Annotated in this window: 17 protein-coding genes and 1 tRNA gene; 12 read left to right on the top strand and 6 right to left on the bottom strand. The window is 72.9% G+C overall.

All coding sequences use genetic code 11. The annotated features are described in order from the left end of the window. A partial coding sequence (locus tag ACVMLK_RS08560; RefSeq protein ID WP_457486167.1) for a MutS N-terminal domain-containing protein occupies window positions 1-830 on the bottom strand: 830 nt, incomplete at its 3' end. Window positions 831-971: 141 nt separating this feature from the next. Here ACVMLK_RS08560 and ACVMLK_RS08555 point away from each other — a divergent pair. Both ACVMLK_RS08555 and ACVMLK_RS08550 read left to right on the top strand, forming a co-directional pair. Next, on the top strand, window positions 972-2576 hold the full coding sequence (locus ACVMLK_RS08555; protein ID WP_457486168.1) for an ABC transporter substrate-binding protein: 1605 nt from the start codon (window positions 972-974) through the stop codon (window positions 2574-2576). Between the two features lie 208 nt (window positions 2577-2784). Then, on the top strand, window positions 2785-5082 hold the full coding sequence (locus tag ACVMLK_RS08550) for an NADP-dependent malic enzyme (RefSeq protein ID WP_198365103.1): 2298 nt from the start codon (window positions 2785-2787) through the stop codon (window positions 5080-5082). Window positions 5083-5193: 111 nt separating this feature from the next. Here the strand turns inward: ACVMLK_RS08550 and ACVMLK_RS08545 are convergent, their stop codons facing one another. The 4 genes from ACVMLK_RS08545 to ACVMLK_RS08530 all read right to left on the bottom strand — a co-directional run bounded on the left by ACVMLK_RS08545 (window position 5194) and on the right by ACVMLK_RS08530 (window position 7592). Beyond that, window positions 5194-6018, bottom strand: coding sequence for a sugar phosphate isomerase/epimerase family protein (locus ACVMLK_RS08545; RefSeq protein ID WP_457486166.1), 825 nt, complete (start codon window positions 6016-6018; stop codon window positions 5194-5196). A gap of 100 nt (window positions 6019-6118) precedes the next feature. After that, window positions 6119-6961 (bottom strand): bifunctional methylenetetrahydrofolate dehydrogenase/methenyltetrahydrofolate cyclohydrolase FolD, encoded by an 843-nt coding sequence (gene folD / locus ACVMLK_RS08540; protein WP_457486165.1) that lies wholly within the window; start codon window positions 6959-6961, stop codon window positions 6119-6121. Beyond that, complete coding sequence (locus ACVMLK_RS08535) at window positions 6958-7290, bottom strand: DUF167 domain-containing protein (protein ID WP_457486164.1); 333 nt, start codon at window positions 7288-7290, stop codon at window positions 6958-6960. Before ACVMLK_RS08535 ends, folD begins: the two co-directional genes overlap by 4 nt. Before the next feature lie 8 nt (window positions 7291-7298). Beyond that, on the bottom strand, window positions 7299-7592 hold the full coding sequence (locus tag ACVMLK_RS08530) for a YggT family protein (RefSeq protein WP_198365107.1): 294 nt from the start codon (window positions 7590-7592) through the stop codon (window positions 7299-7301). A 107-nt stretch (window positions 7593-7699) separates the two neighbouring features. On the opposite strand from ACVMLK_RS08530, the gene ACVMLK_RS08525 reads away from it, so the two are divergent. Then, a tRNA-Ala gene (locus ACVMLK_RS08525) sits at window positions 7700-7775 on the top strand. Window positions 7776-7852: 77 nt separating this feature from the next. Here the strand turns inward: ACVMLK_RS08525 and ACVMLK_RS08520 are convergent. Continuing rightward, entirely contained in the window at window positions 7853-8677 is an 825-nt protein-coding gene (locus ACVMLK_RS08520) for an IclR family transcriptional regulator domain-containing protein (RefSeq protein ID WP_457486163.1), read from the bottom strand. Between the two features lie 199 nt (window positions 8678-8876). Between ACVMLK_RS08520 and ACVMLK_RS08515 the strand changes: the two genes are divergently transcribed. The 9 genes from ACVMLK_RS08515 to ACVMLK_RS08475 all read left to right on the top strand — a co-directional run bounded on the left by ACVMLK_RS08515 (window position 8877) and on the right by ACVMLK_RS08475 (window position 17639). Beyond that, the gene (locus tag ACVMLK_RS08515) at window positions 8877-10139 is read left to right on the top strand and encodes a CaiB/BaiF CoA transferase family protein (protein ID WP_370591930.1); all 1263 of its coding nucleotides are present in this window, start codon (window positions 8877-8879) and stop codon (window positions 10137-10139) included. Continuing rightward, window positions 10136-10894 carry a tyrosine-protein phosphatase gene (locus ACVMLK_RS08510; RefSeq protein ID WP_457486162.1) on the top strand — a complete coding sequence of 253 codons (759 nt, stop codon included), beginning with the start codon at window positions 10136-10138 and terminating at the stop codon, window positions 10892-10894. The genes ACVMLK_RS08515 and ACVMLK_RS08510 overlap by 4 nt, the downstream gene beginning before the upstream one ends. A gap of 60 nt (window positions 10895-10954) precedes the next feature. Next, the gene (locus tag ACVMLK_RS08505; protein ID WP_457486161.1) at window positions 10955-11929 is read left to right on the top strand and encodes a tripartite tricarboxylate transporter substrate binding protein; all 975 of its coding nucleotides are present in this window, start codon (window positions 10955-10957) and stop codon (window positions 11927-11929) included. A 4-nt stretch (window positions 11930-11933) separates the two neighbouring features. Further along, window positions 11934-12995, top strand: a complete 1062-nt coding sequence (locus tag ACVMLK_RS08500) for an SDR family oxidoreductase (protein WP_457486160.1) — start codon at window positions 11934-11936, stop codon at window positions 12993-12995. Window positions 12996-13107: 112 nt separating this feature from the next. Beyond that, on the top strand, window positions 13108-14268 hold the full coding sequence (locus ACVMLK_RS08495; RefSeq protein ID WP_457486159.1) for an ABC transporter substrate-binding protein: 1161 nt from the start codon (window positions 13108-13110) through the stop codon (window positions 14266-14268). Further along, window positions 14265-15029, top strand: a complete 765-nt coding sequence (locus tag ACVMLK_RS08490) for an ABC transporter ATP-binding protein (RefSeq protein ID WP_422922459.1) — start codon at window positions 14265-14267, stop codon at window positions 15027-15029. The genes ACVMLK_RS08495 and ACVMLK_RS08490 overlap by 4 nt, the downstream gene beginning before the upstream one ends. Beyond that, window positions 15026-15751: an ABC transporter ATP-binding protein gene (locus ACVMLK_RS08485; protein WP_457486158.1), complete on the top strand. Its 726-nt coding sequence runs from the start codon at window positions 15026-15028 to the stop codon at window positions 15749-15751. Before ACVMLK_RS08490 ends, ACVMLK_RS08485 begins: the two co-directional genes overlap by 4 nt. After that, the gene (locus ACVMLK_RS08480) at window positions 15748-16620 is read left to right on the top strand and encodes a branched-chain amino acid ABC transporter permease (protein ID WP_198365129.1); all 873 of its coding nucleotides are present in this window, start codon (window positions 15748-15750) and stop codon (window positions 16618-16620) included. The genes ACVMLK_RS08485 and ACVMLK_RS08480 overlap by 4 nt, the downstream gene beginning before the upstream one ends. Further along, window positions 16617-17639 (top strand): branched-chain amino acid ABC transporter permease, encoded by a 1023-nt coding sequence (locus ACVMLK_RS08475; RefSeq protein WP_457486157.1) that lies wholly within the window; start codon window positions 16617-16619, stop codon window positions 17637-17639. Before ACVMLK_RS08480 ends, ACVMLK_RS08475 begins: the two co-directional genes overlap by 4 nt. Window positions 17640-17665 lie beyond the last annotated feature (26 nt).

Below are 17665 nucleotides of genomic sequence, written 5' to 3'. Positions count from 1 at the left end.
CGCCCGCCCTGCGGTTCGGGCGGGCGCAGGCGCGGCGCCGCCTCGCCCTGGGTGCGCCGGATGTAGTCCACCGCCAGCGCGGCGGCGGCGCATTCGGCCGGGGTGAAGCGGCCGAAGCCATCCAGCCCGGCGGTGCCGAAGAAGCCGGCGAGCAGCCCCGCCGGATCGCGCGGCGGCACGGCCCTGCTCGGCCGCCCGGGCAGCGCCGCCAGCGGAACACTCTCCGCCAGGTCCTCGGGCAGCTCCTCGGGCAGGACGACCTCGGCGGGGTCGAGCCGCGCCAGCAGCGCCGGCAGCTCGGCCTCCGGCAGCGCCTCGCAGGCGAAGGCGCCGGTGGTGAGATCGGCCCAGGCCGCGCCCCATTCGCCGCCCACGGGGGCGAGCGCCAGTAGCCAGGCGGAGCGGCCGCCCTCCAGCAGCGCCTCCTCCGTCACCGTGCCGGGGGTGACGAGGCGCACCACCTCGCGCCGCAGGGTGGGCGCCTTCCGCGCCCGGGCCTGCTCCGGCGTCTCGCGCTGGTCGCAGATGGCGACGCGGAAGCCCTGGCGGATCAGCCGGGCCAGGTAGTTCTCCTGCGCATGGGCGGGGACGCCGGCCATCGGCACCGGCCGCCCCTGATGCTCGCCGCGATGCGAGACGGCGAGGCCGAGCGCCGCCCCGGCGGTGACGGCGTCCTCGAAGAACAGCTCGAAGAAATCCCCCATGCGGAAGAAGACCAGGGCGTCGGGATGCGCGGCCTTGGCGGCGAACCATTGCGCCAGGGCTGGGGTGGCGCCCTCGGCCGAGGGCAGGGTTCCGGCGGGCGGCGGGGCGGCGGGGCGGCGGCTCATCGGGCCTTCCTAGAACAGGATCCGGCACGGCGGTATGGCCGAAAGCCCGCCATGCGCCGCCCGGGGGGCAGGGGGTTGCCCGGACGGCCGGCCTCGCGCAACGTCCGCCGCCCGAAAGATCCGAGGAGGCCTTCATTGTCGATGCACCGCCGCAGCCTGTTGAAGACCGGGGCCCTGGGTGGCGCCGCCCTGCTGGGTGGCGCCGTCGCGTCTCCCCTGGCGCGCCCCGCCCTGGCGCAGGATGCCCGCGCGGCCACGCTGCGCTTCGTGCCGCAGGCCAATCTCTCGGCGCTCGACCCGGTCTGGACCACCGCCACCGTCACCAGCAACCACGGCTACTACGTCTTCGACACGCTGTATTCGCTCGATGCCACCCTGCAGCCGAAGCCGCAGATGGCCGAGGGCCACGAGGTGCTGGAGGATGGCCGGCTCTGGCGCTTCCGCCTGCGCGAGGGGCTGCGGTTCCACGACGGCGAGCCGGTGCGGGCACGCGACTGCGTGGCCAGCCTGAAGCGCTGGATGGCGCGCGACGCCTTCGGCCAGCTCGTGGCGGCGATCATCCGCGACTGGCGCGTGGTGGATGACCGCAGCTTCGAGATCCGGCTCGACCGGGCCTTCCCGCTGCTGCTGACCGCGCTGGGCAAGACCGAGGCCTCGGTGCCCTTCATCATGCCCGAGCGCCTGGCGCAGACCGATCCGGGCAAGGCGGTGACGGAGATGATCGGTTCCGGCCCCTATCGCTTCCTGGACGGCGAGTACAATTCCGGCAGCCGCGTGGTCTACGAGAAGTTCGACGGCTACGTGCCGCGCCAGGAGGCGCCGGAGCGGGCCACGGGCGGCAAGGTGGCGCATTTCCGGCGCATCGAATGGCTGATCATCCCCGATGCCGCCACCGCCGCCGGCGCGCTGATGAACGGCGAGGTGGACTGGTGGGAGCGGCCGATGGCCGACCTGCAGCCGATGCTGGCGCGCAACCGCCAGATCCGCCGCGAGGTGACGGACAAGGCCGGGCGGCTGGCGCTGGCGCGGCTGAACTGCCTGCACGCGCCCTTCAGCGACGTGAGGCTGCGCCGCGCCGTGCTGGCCTCGGTCATCCAGGAGAACCACATGCGCGCCTCCCAGGGGGACGATACCTCCGTCTGGACCGGGACGCGCAGCATCTGGCCGAAGCACACTCCCTATTACCAGGACCACCCGGACCTGATGCCGGGCGACCTGGACCGCGCCCGCGCCATGCTGAAGGAGGCGGGCTACACGGGCCAGAAGGCGGTCATCATCAACCCGACGGACTTCCCCGACATCGGCCCGCTCGGCCAGGTGACGGCGGATGCGCTGCAGCGCATCGGCATGAATGTCGAGCTGGCGGAGAGCGACTGGGGCACGGTGATCCAGCGGCGCAACTCGCGCGAGCCGGTGGAGAAGGGCGGCTGGAGCATCTTCCACACCACCGGCCCGGCCAACTTCTACGGCAGCCCGGCGATGTCGCCGCTGATCCGCGGCCAGGGCGAGGCCGGCTGGTTCGGCTGGTGGAAGAACGACCGCGCCGAGGCGCTGACCCAGGAATGGCTCTTCGCCGCGGATGAGGCGGCGCAGCGCAAGGCCGCGCTGGAGCTCGGGCGGCTGGGGCTGGAGGAGGTCTCCACCATGCCGCTCGGCCAGTTCACGCTCCGCACCGCCTTCCGCAGCGACCTGACCGGCATCCTGGAAGGCACCGCGCCCTATCCCTGGAACGTGCGCCGGAGCTGATCGGGCGGCGCCGCGCGGCCGGCCCATGACCGGGCCGCGCGCCGCCCCCCATCCGCCGGCGCCGCGGCCGGATGTCTCACAGGGTGAAATTTCCTTTCACCGAACGAGAGTTGCGCGACCTTATCTCGCAGTCGCGAAGCGGCCGGCTTTCCACTTCCTGCTTCCCCGCTCATAAAGAGGCGATCACTGCGGTAGCCGGGGAATGGTTATGGACGACGCGAAATCGATTGCACCGGGGGATACGCGCACGGCGCGCATCACCGCCGAGGAGGCGCTCGCCCTGCATGCCGAGGGCAAGCCTGGCAAGCTGGAGATCCGCCTCACCAAGTCGCTCGCCACGGCGCGCGACCTCAGCCTGGCCTATTCGCCCGGCGTCGCCGAGCCGTGCCTGCACATCCACCGCGACCCGGCGCTGGCCTATGACTACACGGCCAAGGGCAACATGGTGGCGGTCATCTCCAACGGCACGGCGGTGCTCGGCCTCGGCAATCTCGGCGCGCTGGCCGGCAAGCCGGTGATGGAGGGCAAGGCGGCGCTGTTCAAGCGCTTCGCCGACGTCGATTCCATCGATCTCTGCATCGACACCGAGGATGTCGACCAGTTCGTCAACGCCGTGCGCTACCTCGGGCCCTCCTTCGGCGGCATCAACCTCGAGGACATCAAGGCCCCCGAGTGCTTCGTCATCGAGCAGCGCCTGCGCGAGCTGATGGACATCCCGGTCTTCCATGACGACCAGCACGGCACGGCGATCGTCGCCGCCGCCGGGCTGATCAATGCCTGCCACCTCACCGGACGGGCGCTGTCGGAGACGAAGCTCGTCATCAACGGCGCCGGCTCGGCCGCCATCGCCTGCGCCGAGCTGGTCAAGGCGATGGGCATGCGGCCCGAGCACATCCTGATGTGCGACACCAAGGGCGTGCTGTGGCGCGGCCGCACGGAGGGCATGAACCAGTGGAAGTCGGCGCATGCCGTCGCCACGGACCGCCGCACGCTGGCCCAGGCGCTGGAGGGCGCGGACGCCTTCTTCGGCCTGTCCGTCAAGGGCGCGGTGACGCCCGAGATGGTGCGGTCGATGGCGAAGGACCCGATCATCTTCGCCATGGCCAATCCGGACCCCGAGATCACCCCGGACGAGGCGCGCGCCGTGCGCCCCGACGTCATCATCGCCACCGGCCGTTCGGACTATCCGAACCAGGTCAACAATGTCCTCGGCTTCCCCTTCATCTTCCGCGGCGCGCTCGACGTGCGCGCCAGCACGATCAACGAGCCGATGAAGATCGCTGCGGCCGAGGCGCTGGCCATGCTGGCGCGCGAGGACGTGCCGGAGGAGGTGGCGGGCGCGGGCGGCGGCAAGGGGCTGCGCTTCGGGCCGGACTACATCATCCCGCACGCCTTCGACCCGCGCCTGATCGCCCGCGTCTCGCCGGCGGTGGCGAGGGCGGCGATGGAATCGGGCGTGGCGCGCAAGCCGCTGATCGACCCGCAGCGCTACGCGCGAGAGCTGGCCGGGCGCTTCGATGCCGGGATCAACGCGCTGGAGACCATCACGGAGCGGGTCAAGGCCAACCCGAAGCGCGTGGTCTTCGCCGAGGGCGAGGAGGAGAAGATCATCCGCGCCGCCATCGCCTACCGCAACGCGGGCTACGGCACGCCGGTCCTGGTCGGGCGCGAGGACCGCATCACGGCGACCGTGGCCGCGCTCGGCATCCCGCTGCCGGAGGGGATCGAGATCCACAACGCGCGGCTTTCGGGCAGCAACCGGCGCTACGCGGAGTTCCTCTATGCCCGCAAGCAGCGCCAGGGCTTCCTGTTCCGCGACTGCCAGCGGCTGGTGAACCAGGACCGCAATGCCTTCGCCGCCTGCATGGTGGCGATGGGCGATGCGGACGCCATGGTCTCCGGCGTCACCCGCTCGACCGGCGCGACGCTGGAGAACGTCATGCTGGCGATCGATCCGGCGCCGGAGACGGTGCTCTTCGGCCTGACGCTGATGCTGGCGCGGCGCTCCGGCACGGTGCTGATCGCCGATACCGCCGTCCATGAGCGGCCGAGCGCCGCGACCCTCGCCTGCATCGCCCGGCAATCGGCGACGGAGGCGCGCAAGCTGGGGCTGGAGCCGCGCGTCGCCTTCCTCTCCTTCTCCACCTTCGGCGATCCCGGCGGCACCATCACCGGCCCGGTGCGCGAGGCGGTCCGGCTGCTCGACCAGCAGGGGGCGGACTTCGAGTATGACGGCGAGCTGGCGGCGGATGTGGCGCTGAACCCGCAGCTGCGCGCGCTCTATCCCTTCTGCCGCCTGACCGGGCCGGCCAATGTGCTGGTCATGCCCGGGCTGCACGCCGCCCATATCCTGACCAAGGCGGTGCCGCACCTGACCAGCGCGACGACCATCGGGCCCCTGATGGTCGGGCTGTCGCAGCCGGTGCAGCTCATCAACCTGGGCAGCAGCGTCGCGCAGATCCTCGACATGGCCTGCTTCGCGGCGCATGGCGCGGTGACGCGCTAGAGCAGATCCCGATCCGGTGGCATCACCGGATCGGGTGAAGATGCTCGCAAGAACAAACATCCAGAGCGTTTGCCGTGAGCCAGGGCGAACGGAAAAAGCTCTGGCCGCGCCTTACTCCGCCAGCCCGAGCCCTTGCAGGTAGGCCGCGCCTTCGCGCAGCGCCGCCGGGTCGCGCAGTTCCAGGATCAGCCGCGCCGCCGGGGCGCACTGGGCCAGCGCCTCGAACAGCGCGCCCCAGCGGATGGTGCCGCGCCCGGGCGGCCAGTGGCGGTCGGCATAGCCCTCGGTGTCCTGCAGGTGCACATGGTGCAGCGCCTGGCCGGCCAGGCGCACATGCACATCCGCCGGCGGGCCGCCGGTGCTGCAATGGGCGTAATGCGCGTGGCCGGTGTCGAGCGAGACGCGCACCGCCGTGCTGTCCAGCGCCGCCGCCAGGGCGATGCGGTCGCGCGGGTCCTTGTCCTCGATATTCTCGATGACCAGGGTGCAGCCCTGGGATTCGGCGCGGGCGATCACCTCGCGCAGCGTCAGCCGCACCCGCTCCAGGAGCTGCTCCCGGGCGCCCTCGAAGGCATCCAGGTTGTTGTGGTCCCAGGTGGTGAAGGGCGAGTGCAGCACCATCTGGTCGGCGCCCACCGCCTCGCAGGCGGAGAGGCCCTGCAGCAGCCGGCGGGTGACCACGGCGCGGATCTCGGGATCGTGGGAATCGATCTTGAAGCCCCAGAAGGGGCCGTGCAGGCCGCGCCGGCCGGTATGCCCGTCGAGCGCCGTACGCACCTGCCGGGCGACCTCGAGCCAGTCGCCATCCAGCACCTCGGCCCTGTGCAGGTCCTGGATCTCGATGTCGCGCTGGCGCTCCAGCAGCCAGTCGCGGTGCAGGGCGAGGCCCTTCAGGCTGAGGGCGGCGCCCAGCAGGGGGCGGGTGGGGGATGTCATCGGCGGTCTCCTGGCATCACGCGGTGCGCAGCGGGGCCTAGAACGGCCGTGCTACGCCCCGGTGACGCTTCGGAGGCGGGAGGATGACGATTCCGGTGTCCTACCCCCGCCGCGCCTCGGCCGCGTCCACCGTGTTCTCCAGCAGGCAGGCGATGGTCATCGGGCCGACGCCGCCGGGCACCGGGGTGATGGCGGCCGCCCGCCCGCGCGCCGCGGCGAAATCGACATCGCCCACCAGCCGGCCGTCGGGCAGGCGGTTGATGCCGACGTCGATCACCGTGGCGCCCTCGGCGATCCAGTCGCCCTTCACCATCTCCGGCCGGCCGGCGGCGGCGACCAGGATCTGTGCCCGGCGGCATTCGCCGGCCAGGTCCAGGGTGCGGGAATGCACCACCGTCACGGTGGCATCGGCGGCGAGCAGCAGCGCCGCCATCGGCTTGCCGACGATGTTGGACCGTCCCAGCACCACCGCCCGCGCCCCCGCGAGCGGCGTGCCGGCGGCGGCCAGCAGGTGCATCACCCCCTTGGGCGTGCAGGGCACCAGCCCCTTCTGCCCGGTGGCCAGCCGGCCGGCATTGACGGCGTGGAACCCGTCCACGTCCTTGGCCGGGTCGATCGTCTCCAGCACGGTGGCGGCGCGGATCTGCGCCGGCAGCGGGAGCTGGACCAGGATGCCGTCCACGGCCGGATCGGCGTTGAGCCGCCGCACGACATCGAGCAGCGCCGCCTCGCTGGTGTCCTCCGGGAGCTGGATCGTGGCGCTGTCGAGCCCCGCCTGCTGCGCCGCGCGGTCCTTGTTGCGGACATAGACGCCGCTGGCCGGGTCGTCGCCCACGCGGACCACCCGCAGGCCGGGAGCATAGGGCAGGGCGGCGACCCGGGCGGCGATCCGCGCCCGCAGCGCCGCGGCCACGGCCTTGCCGTCGATGATGCGCGCGGTCATTCCATTCTCTCCAGTTGCTCGGCCAGTCGGAGGGGGTCGCCCTCGATCCGGCAGGTCTTCTCGCGCGATGCCGCGCCGTGCACCACCGCGATGGCGGAAGGGGGGACATGCAGGGCGGCGGCGAGCAGGGCGCAGATCGCCCGGTTGGCGCGGCCATCCTCCGGCGCGGCATTGACCGCCACCCGCAGGCGCGGTCCGCCCAGGGCCTCCATCCAGCCCTGGATGCCCTCCCGCCGGGCCCTGGGCTGGGCCTTGACCCGCAGCTCCACCCCGCCGGGGAGGCCGCGCCAGCCCTTCGGCGGTTCCGCCCCCGCCTCCGCCCCTGGCACCGCGGCCGTCAGGCGGCCACCAGCGGCCAGAGGGTGGTCCAGAGGAAGATGCGGAAGGCGTAGAGCAGCAGGATCAGGATCATCGGCGAGATGTCGATGCCGCCGAGATTGGGCAGGAAGTTCCGGATCGGCCGCAGCGCCGGCTCGGTGATCTTGTAGAGGAAGTCGCCCACCGCCCAGACGAAGCGGTTGCGGGTGTCGAGCACGTTGAAGGCCACCAGGAGGCTGAACACCGCCGCGATGATCAAAGCCCAGACATAGAGACCGATCGCCTGATCGAGGAACCAGAACACCGCGTACATCGCCATCCCCTTGTGGTGAGGCCTCCATCTACGAAGCCCGGGGGGCGGCGGCAAGCGCCGCTTGACTTGTTCTGCGACCTCCGCGATAAGCCCGCCACCGCGCGTGTGGGGCTGTAGCTCAGATGGGAGAGCGCCTCGTTCGCAATGAGGAGGTCAGGGGTTCGATTCCCCTCAGCTCCACCACCGCGCGGGTTTCCCCCTCCGCCTTCCAATCATGTGGTCCGTGAGCAGCCGGTCGGGTGGCAAGGCTGAACCGCCCCTCAGGCCCGCGGGCGGTCGTCCGCCGCCGTGCCCTCCGGATGCCACAGCCCGGCCAGCATCCCGCCGAGTTCGCCCGCCGCCTGGCGCAGCGCCGGCAGCAGGCGCGCCACCACGGTCGTCTCGTCGATCGCCTCGCGCAGATACATCAGGTTCAGCGCTGCCACCGCCTCTTCCCGCACCAGGACGGGCACGCCGATGGAGCAGGCCAGGCCGCCATAGTCGCGGCGGGAATAGGCCTCGTTCATCACCGCGTAGCCGCGCCGGCGGATGTCCCGCAGCAGCGCCGCCAGCGCCTCCGGCTGCCGTGCCACCGCGTCCCAGGGCTCGCGCGAGCGGGCGGCGAGGTCGAGCGCCCGCTCCCGCTCCGCCGGGCCGCAATGCGCCAGGAAGGCGAGGCCGAGCGAGGTCGCCAGGATCGGGGCGCGGAAGCCGGGCCGGCGCTGGAACAGGAAGCGGCCGCCCTCGTCGCGGCTGGTATGCACCACCACCATGGCGTCACCGTCGAAGACCGCGATGTCGGAGGGCCAGCCGATGCGCTGGCGCAGCGCGGTCATCGTCGGCGTGGCGGCGATCCCGACCTCGCGCTGCATCTCGTAGCCGGCCGAGAGCTCCAGGGTGCGGCCGGTCGGCAGATAGAAGGGCTGGCCCGGCTGGCGCGTGACGAAGCCGGCATGGATCAGCGTCTCCAGCATCCGCACCACCGTGGGCTGGCTGAGGCCGGTGGCCTGGTGGATCTCGCGCACCGTGGCGCGGGGCAGGCGGTTGACCAGGCGCAGCACGTCGAGGCCGCGCAGCAACGCCGTGACGGGATCATAGGATGGCATGGCGCCTCGAGGCTCCCTGGGACAGCGGGCGGGCCGGCGGGCGGCCGCGGATTCGCCGTTCACGGCCCGCATTCCCTATGCCATACTGTTCTGAAATACAATTTCAACGAATGAAATTCGTGCCTTGTGCCTTGGTGCGAGGCGGCGAGGGGAGGGCCCGCATGGGCGGAGCGCGGCGGACAGGACGGGGAGAGGACGCGTGAGCGGGGTGGAGGACAGCGGCGCCGCGCCGCTGGCGGGCCTGAAGGTGCTCGACCTGTCGCGCGTGCTCGCCGCGCCCTGGGCCACCCAGATCCTGGGCGATCTCGGCGCCGAGGTGCTGAAGGTCGAGCAGCCGGGGCGCGGCGACGACACGCGCGGCTGGGGCCCGCCCTTCCTGGAGGATGGCTCGGCCCGGCCGGATGCCGCCTATTATCTCTGCGCCAACCGCAACAAGCGCTCGCTCGCCATCGACTTCGCGCAGCCGGAGGGCGCCGCGCTGGTGCGCCGCCTGGCGGCGGAGGCCGATGTGCTGGTGGAGAACTTCCGCACCGGCGGGCTGGCGAAGTACGGGCTGGACGCCGCCAGCCTGCGCGCCGGAAACCCGCGCCTGATCTATTGCTCCATCACCGGCTTCGGGCAGACCGGCCCCTATGCCGCGCGCGGCGGCTACGACTTCCTGGTGCAGGGGCTGAGCGGGCTGATGAGCATCACCGGCCGCCCGGACGGCGTGCCGGGCGGCGGCCCGATGAAGGTGGGCATCCCGGTCAGCGACCTGTTCACCGGCCTCTACGCCACCGTCTCCATCCTCGCCGCGCTGAACGAGCGGGGCCGCAGCGGCCTCGGCCAGCATCTCGACTGCGCCCTGCTCGACAGCCAGCTCTCGGTGCTGGTCAACCAGGCGATGAACTACCTGGTCGGCGGCGTCACGCCCCGGCGCCTGGGCAACGACCACCCGAACGTCGTGCCCTATCGCGACTTCGCCGCGGCGGACGACTACATCATCGTCGCCTGCGGCAATGACGGGCAGTTCCGGGCGCTGTGCCGCCTGCTCGGGCTCGAGGCGCTGGCGGCCGACGCGCGCTTCGCCACCAATGCCGGCCGCGCCCGCCACCGCCGCGAGCTGGAGGTGACGCTGGCGCATGCCATCGCGCCCTGGAAGGCGGCCGACCTGCTGGCCGCGATGGACGCGGCCGGCGTGCCGGGCGGGCCGATCAACACCATCGACCAGGTGCTGGCCGATCCGCAGGTGGCGGCGCGCGGCCTGCTGCGCGAGATGCGGCGCCAGGACGGCACGCCGGTCACCGTCATCGGCTACCCGGTGCGGTTCGGCCGCACCCCGCCGCGCTACGATCTGGCGCCGCCGCGCCTCGGCCAGGACACGGCCGCGGTGCTGGCGGAGCGGCTCGGCCTCGATGCCGCCGAGCTGGAGCGGCTGCGCGCCGCCGGCATCGTGCAGATGGCGGAGGAGGCGGCGGCATGAGCGGGGCGGTTCCCGAGCTGCCGCGCCGGCTGGCGCTGGAGGGCTGCACCAACCTCCGCGACCTCGGCGGCTACCGCGCCGCCGACGGGCGGCGGGTCCGCTTCGGGCTGGTGTTCCGCGCCTCCGCCCTGGGCGCGCTGACGGAGGCCGACCTGCTGGCGCTCGGCCGCCTCGGCCTGCGCACCGTCTGCGACCTGCGCGGCGAGCGCGAGCGCGCCCGCATGCCCTCCCGCCTGCCCGATCCGGCGCCCGAGGTGGTCTCGCTGCCGATCGAGCCCACCGTCGGCGCCTCGCTGCGCGACATCCTGGAGCATGGCCAGGCGACGGGCGAGGATGTCGTGTCGCTGCTGGCCGAGGCCTATCGCGCCTATGCCACCGACAAGCTGCCGCAATACCGCGCCCTGCTCGCCCTGGTGGCGGAGCCGGGGCGGCTGCCGCTGGCCTTCCACTGCACCGCCGGCAAGGACCGCACCGGCTTCGGCGCGGCGCTGCTGCTGACCGCGCTCGGCGTGCCGCGCGAGGTGATCCGGGAGGACTACCTCGCCACCAACCGCTTCTGGACCGGCAGCGGCCTGCTGCCGCCGACCACGCCGCCGGCGGTGGCCGAGGCGCTGATGCGCGCCCACGCGCCGCTGCTCGACGCCGCGCTCGACACCGCGCTCGCCGGTCATGCCGATACCGCCGCCTTCCTGGAGGCGGCGCTGGGCCTGGATGCGCGCCGCCTCGCCGCGCTGCGCGACAGCCTGCTCGAATGACCGAACGCTGAACGACAACGCGCCGCCGGCAGAAGCGGCCGTGTCCAGGGGAGAAGACCGATGCTGAGACGAACCATCCTGGCGGGCCTGCCCGGCCTGCTTGCGGCACCGGCCCTGCTGCCGGCGGCCCCGGCCCGCGCGGCGGAGGCCTTTCCGGGCCGGCCGGTGAGCATCGTCGTGCCCTTTCCGCCCGGCGGCGCCACCGATGTCATGGCGCGGACGCTGGCCGACCGCATGGCGCCGGCGCTCGGCCAGCCGGTGATGATCGACAACAAGCCCGGCGCGCAGACGGTGATCGGCGCCGATGCCGTGGCGCGCGCCCCGGCCGATGGCCACACCCTGCTGATGTCCTCGGGCACGACGCTGACGCTCAACCCGCTGCTGCCCGACAAGCTGCCCTACCGGTTCGAGGACTTCGCGCCCATCGTGCTGTGCAGCAAGCTGCCCTTCGCCATCGTGGTGCGCGACGGCCTGCCGCGCGACCTCGACGGCTTCATCAGGCTGGCGAAGTCCCAGCCCGGCAAGCTGAACTACGGCTCCAACGGTCCGACCAGCTTCAACAACATCGCCGCCATCGTCGCCTTCGAGGGGCTCGGCATCAGGCTGACCGAGATCACCTATCGCGGCGACGCGCAGCAGCTCACCGACCTGATGGCCGGCACGCTCGACGTCATCGTCGTCGGCGGCAGCTCAGGCCTCGCCGCGCACCGCTCGGGCCGCGGCCATATCGTCGCCTGGACCGGCGACCGGCGCCTCGCCGTGACTCCCGACATCCCGAACGTCTCGGAGCACGGGCCGGACATGGTGGCGCAGACCTGGTTCGGCCTGCTCGCGCCGGCGAAGACGCCCGCGGGCGTGGTGGCGAAGCTGAACGCGGCGGCGCAGAAGGGGCTGGAGAACCCGGCGCTGCAGGAGCGGCTGCTGTCCGAGGGGCAGTATGTCGTCGGTGGCACGCCGGAGGAGTTCGCCACCTTCCTGCGGAGCGAGATGGACCGCTGGCGCCCGCTCGTTCGGCGCCTGACCGGGGCGGGCTGAACCCGTGCCGGGCACCCTTCTCGTCGCCGGCGCGCTGGGGCTGGTCGGGCGCGCGGCGCTGCAACGCTTCGAGGCCGCCGGATGGGAGGTCATCGGCCTGTCCCGCCGGCCGCCCGACTTCGGGACGCGCGCGCGCTTCCTGGCGCTCGACCTGATGGACGCGGCGGCCTGCCGCGCCACGCTGCCCGGCCTCGGCGTCACGCACCTGGTCTATGCGGCGCTGCAGGAGAAGCCGGCGCTGCGGGCCGGCTGGCTGGACGCGGAGCAGATCGAGACCAACCGCGCCATGCTGGCCCATACCCTGGCCGGGCTGGAGGGCGGGCCGCTGCGGCATGTCGCGGTGCTGCAGGGCACCAAGGCCTATGGCGTGCATCTCGGCCAGATGCCGATCCCCGGCCGGGAGGACGCGCCCCGCCACATGCACCCGAACTTCTACTGGGCGCAGGAGGATCTGCTGCGCGAGCGGGCCGCGCGCGGCGGCTGGCACTGGACCGTGCTGCGCCCGCAGGCGGTGATCGGCCATGCGCGCGGCAGCGCCATGAACCTGCTGGCGGCGATCGGCGCCTATGCTGCGATCAGCCGCGAGCTTGGCCTGCCACTGGTCTATCCCGGCCGGGGCGACCGCATCACCGAGGCGACCGATGCCCGGCTGCTGGCCTTGGCCCTGCTCTGGGCGGCCGGGGCGGAGACGGCGCGGGACCAGATCTTCAACGTGGCGAATGGCGACGTGCTGACCTGGCGCGGCCTCTGGCCGGTGGTGGCGCGCGTCTTCGGCATGGAGATCGGCGCGCCGCACCCGATGCCGCTGACGGCGCTGATGGTCGACAAGGAGCCGGTCTGGCAGCGCATCGTCGCGCGCCACGGGCTGCGGCCCGGAACCCTCGCGGAGCTGGTCGGCGCCTCCTGGCAGTTCGCCGACTTCGCCTTCAGCCGCGAGGAGCAGACCGCCTCGCTGGTCAGCACCATCAAGATCCGCCAGGCCGGCTTCGGCGACTGCGTCGACAGCGCCGCCATGCTGGAATGGTGGCTGCGCCATCTGCAGGAGGCGCGCATCCTGCCCGCCTGACCGGCCACGCCGGCCCGCCCGCATGAAACGTCAGCCCGGGGCGGCCGCCATCCGGGCACAGGAACTGAGGACCGGCACCACAGAACCGCCGGCCATGGAGGAGGTCCCGAAGATGACGATGTCCCGCAGGACGATGCTGCGCCTCTCGGCGCTCGGCGCGGCGGCGCTGGCCGCGCCGCTCGCGGCGCCCCGCCTGGCGCGCGCCGCCGATCCGGTGAAGGTCGGCGCGCTGTTCCCGCTGAGCGGCGGCGCCGCGCCGCAGGGCCAGCATGTCAGCCAGGCGATCGAGATCGCCGCCGCGCTGGTCAACGAGCAGGGCGGCGTGCTCGGCCGCCCGGTGCAGATCCTCCGGCGCGACGACGAATCCACGCCCGCCGTCGGCGTCAGCCGCGCCAACGAGCTGATCGGCGAGGGCGTGGCCGTCATCATCGAGGGCTGGAACAGCCCGGTGACGCTGGCGACGCAGACGGTGGTCGCGCGCGCCGGCGTGCTCGACATCACCGCCATCTCCAAGGCCGACCAGATCCTGACCGGCGGCGGCAATCCGCTGGCGATCCGGCTCAACTCCTCCAACGCCCAGGACGGCCGCATCATCGCCGAGCACCTGAAGGCCACGGGGGCGAAGCGGCTGGCCTTCCTGACGCAGAACGACGCCTACGGCAACGGCGCCCAGGCGGCGATCGAGGGCGAGCTGAAGGCCATCGGCCATGCTTATGACAAGGTGGCGGAGGAGCGCTTCCCCTTCGCCCAGGCGGATTTCCGCGTCGCGCTGACCAATGTGCGCGGCAGCAACGCGGACGCCATCGTGGCGATCAACGCCAATGAGGGGTCCGGCCTGCCGGCGCTGATCCGCCAGGCGCGGCAGATGCGCCTCAGGGGCGAGCTGGTCACCGCCGTCGGCACCGTGGCGCCGAGCGTCATCGCGGTGGCGGGCGAGGCGGCCAATGGCATCGTCGGCGCCGACATCTATTTCCCCAATGTCGAGCCCTTCGCCTCCAACCCGGCGAACCGGACCTTCGTGCGCCGCGCCGAGGAGACCATCCGCTACACGCCGGACAAGTTCATGGCGCTCGGCGCCGCGGCGCTGCAGGTCTGGGCCATGGCGGCGAACGAGCTGAAGTCGCTGGAGCGCGAGGCCATCGCGAAGCGCATCCGCGGCGGCGCCTTCCAGGGCACGGTGCTGGGCGACATCACCTTCGGCGCCGACGGCCAGCTCGCCTCCAGCCACCACCTCTTCACCGTGAAGGACGGCAGGATCGAGGTCCGCGCATGACAGCGGTGCTGCGGGTCGAGGGCCTCGGGGTGCGCTACGGCGCCCTCGTCGCCCTCGACGGCGTCTCCTGGGAGGTGGCGGCGGGCGAGGTGCTCGGCATCATCGGCCCGAACGGCGCCGGCAAGAGCTCCTGCTACGACGCGGCCACGCACATGACGCGCCGCACCGGCCGGGTCTGGCTGGACGGGCGGGAGGTGACGGCGGTGCCGCCGCACGGCCTGGCGACGCTCGGCCTGAAGCGGGCCTTCCAGCAGAACGCCTTCTTCGCCCAGCTCAGCGTGCTGGAGAACATGGTCGCCGTGCTGCAGCGGGAGGGCGGCGCGGGCCTCGCCGCCAGCCTCGCCCTGCCCTGGCGCGAGGCGCGGCTGCGCCGGGCGCTGCGGGCCGAGGCGGCGGCGCTGCTGGAGGAGTTCGGCGTGCCGCGCGAGATGCACGAGCTGCGCCCCGGCCACATCCCCTACGGCAGCCAGCGCATGCTCTCCATCGTGCTCGCCTGGGGGCGTGGCGCGCGGGTGCTGATGCTGGACGAGCCGGCGGCGGGGCTCGGCGGCCCCGACATGGCGCGGCTGCGCGACCTGCTGCAGCGGCTGCGCGGGCGCGGCACGGCGCTGGTCGTCATCGAGCACCACATGGACCTCATCATGTCGGTGGCCGACCGCATCCTGGTGCTGGAGCAGGGGCGGCCCCTGGCCAGCGGCACGCCGCGCGAGATCCAGCAGGATGCGCGGGTGCTGGAAGCCTATCTGGGGCGCGCGGCATGAGCGCGCCCATCCTGGAGGCGAGCGGGCTGCGGGTCGTCTATGGCGGCAACCTCGCCCTCGACATCCCGCACCTGGCGCTGCGGCCGGGCGAGCTGGTCGGCGTGGTGGGCGCCAATGGCGCGGGCAAGTCCACCCTGGTCAACGCGCTGCTCGGCTGGTCGCGCGGCGCGCCGCGCGTCGAGGGGCGGGTGCGGCTCGCCGGGCAGGACGTCTCGGCCCTGCCGCCGCACCAGCGGGTGCGGCGCGGCCTCGCCCTGGTGCCCGAGGGCGGGGCGGTCTTCATGCGGCTGACGGTGGAGGAGAACCTCGCCGCCGCCGTGCCCGAGGGCGGCCGGCGCGGCCACGGGCTGGAGGAGGTCTATGCCCTCTTCCCGCGCCTGCGCGAGCGGCTGCATCACCTCGCCTCGATGCTCTCGGGCGGCGAGCGGCAGATGCTGGCCATCGCCCGCGCGCTGCGCCTCGGCCCCGCCGTGCTGCTGCTCGACGAGCCTTCCATCGGCCTCGCCCCGCGCCTCGTCACCGATGTGCTGCGCAGCGTGCGCGGCCTGGTCGGGCCGGGGCTCTCGGTGCTGCTGGTCGAGCAGAACGTGCGCGCCGCCATCGAGGTGGTCGACCGGCTGGTGCTGCTGGAGCGCGGCCGCATCCTGGCCGAGGGGCCGGTCGCCGCGATGCGCGACGACCCCCGCATCCTGCATGCCTATCTGGGCGAGGCGGTGGCATGAACCTGGTGCAGCAACTGATCAACGGGCTGATCATCGGCCATGCCTACGCGCTGATCGCCATCGGCTGGACCGTGCTGCTCGGCGTGGCGCGGCTGGTGAACTTCGGCCACGGCCAGATGTACATGCTGGCCGCCTTCGTCACCTGGTGGGGGGTCGCCGGGCTCGGCCTGCCCTATCCGCTGGCCATCCTGCTGGCCATGGCGGGCGGCGTGCTGCTCGGCCTCGTCATGCAGCTCACCATGCTGCGGCTGACCTTCGCGCAGGACCTGGTCTCGATCATGATCGTGACGCTGGGCTTCGGCCATGTCATGCGCGGCCTGGCCGGCCTGCTCTTCGGCGGCAATCCGCAGGTGCTGGAGACGCCGCTCTCCTGGATCGACTTCGAGATCGCCGGCGCCTGGGTCACGGCGCAGGACCTGCTGATCGTCGTCGCCGCCATCGCCGTCTTCCTGCTGCTGCGCCTGGTGCTGGAGCGCGGCGCGCTCGGCCGCACCGCGCGCATGGTGGCGGAGGACCCGAAGCTGGCGCAGCTCGGCGGCATCGACGTGCGCCGCGTCTATCTCGCGGTCTTCGCCTTCGAGGGCGCGGCGGTGGCGCTGGCCGCCGCGCTGGTCGCGCCGCGCACCCCGATCCTGACCAGCATCGGCTTCGAGGAGGTGATCATCACCTTCGTCGTCGTCGTGCTGGGCGGCATCGGCTCGATCGGCGGCAGCTATCTGGCGGGGATCGGCCTCGGTCTCTTCACCGCCCTCTTCGGCGGCTTCGTCTCGCCCGCCTACGCGACCTCGGCCGCCTTCGGCGTGCTGATCCTGGTGCTGGTTCTGCGGCCCGGCGGCCTCGCCCTCGGCGCCAAGGGGGGGCGGGCATGAGCGCCGCGCTGCAACTCGCCTTGGCGGCGGCCGGCGCGCTGCTGCTGCTCCCGCTGCCGGGCTGGATCGGCGGCGTGCACGGCGCCTTCGCCGTCATCGCCATCCTGGCCGTCGCCGCCTACGGGCTCGACATCGTCGTCTCCGATCTCGGCGAGGTCAGTCTGGCGCACACGGTGTTCTTCGCCGCCGGCGCCTATGCCACCGGCCTGCTCGCCACCCGCGCCGGCGCGGGCAGCTGGGTGACGCTGCCGGCGGCGCTGCTGGCCGGCCTCGCCATCGCCCTGCTGCTCGGGCTGATCACGCTCTCGCTGCGGGAGTTCGTCTTCTCCCTCGTCACCTATGCCGCCTCCGTCGTCGCCGCCGCCGTGGCGCACAACTGGAACGTGCTGGGCGGCTCGGACGGCGTCTCCGGCATCCCGACGCTGGACCTCTCCATCGGCCCGCTGCGGCTCGCGGCGCGCAACGATGCCGAGCTCTGGCCCTTCGCCCTGGCGCTGCTGCTGGTCACGCTCTACGCGGTGCGCCAGTTCCGCCGCTCGCGCCTCGGCGCCATGGCGATGATGGTGCATCTCAACCCGCGCCTCGCCACCATGTCGGGGATCGACGTGCGCCGCGTCCGGCTGCGGGTCTTCCTGCTCTCCGCGCCGTTCAGCGCCGCGGCGGGCTGGCTCTACGCCTATCAGCGCGCCTATGTCGGGCCGGACCTGTTCGAGACCTACTTCCTGGTGCTGATGCTGACCGCCGTGGTGCTGGTCGGCCGCCGCCTGCTGCTGGGGCCGCTGCTCGGCACGGCGCTGATCATCGGCCAGGAGCGCTTCCTCTCCTTCGGTGGCGACATCAACGCCATCCTGCTCGGCGGCGCGCTGATCCTCTCGCTGGCGGTGCTGCCCAGCGGCGGGACGAGCGGCGGGACGGGCGGGCTGGCCGGCGGCCTGGCCGGCCTCCTGGAGCGGCTGCGCCCGCGGGCGCCGGACGCCGCCGCGCCGCCCGCCGAGGGCCGCTCCGTGCCGCAGCCATGACGCCACACGGAACCGCCCGAACGGGA

The organism is Teichococcus aerofrigidensis (genome assembly GCF_054073225.1).
This window is presented reverse-complemented; position numbering and strand designations above follow the sequence as displayed.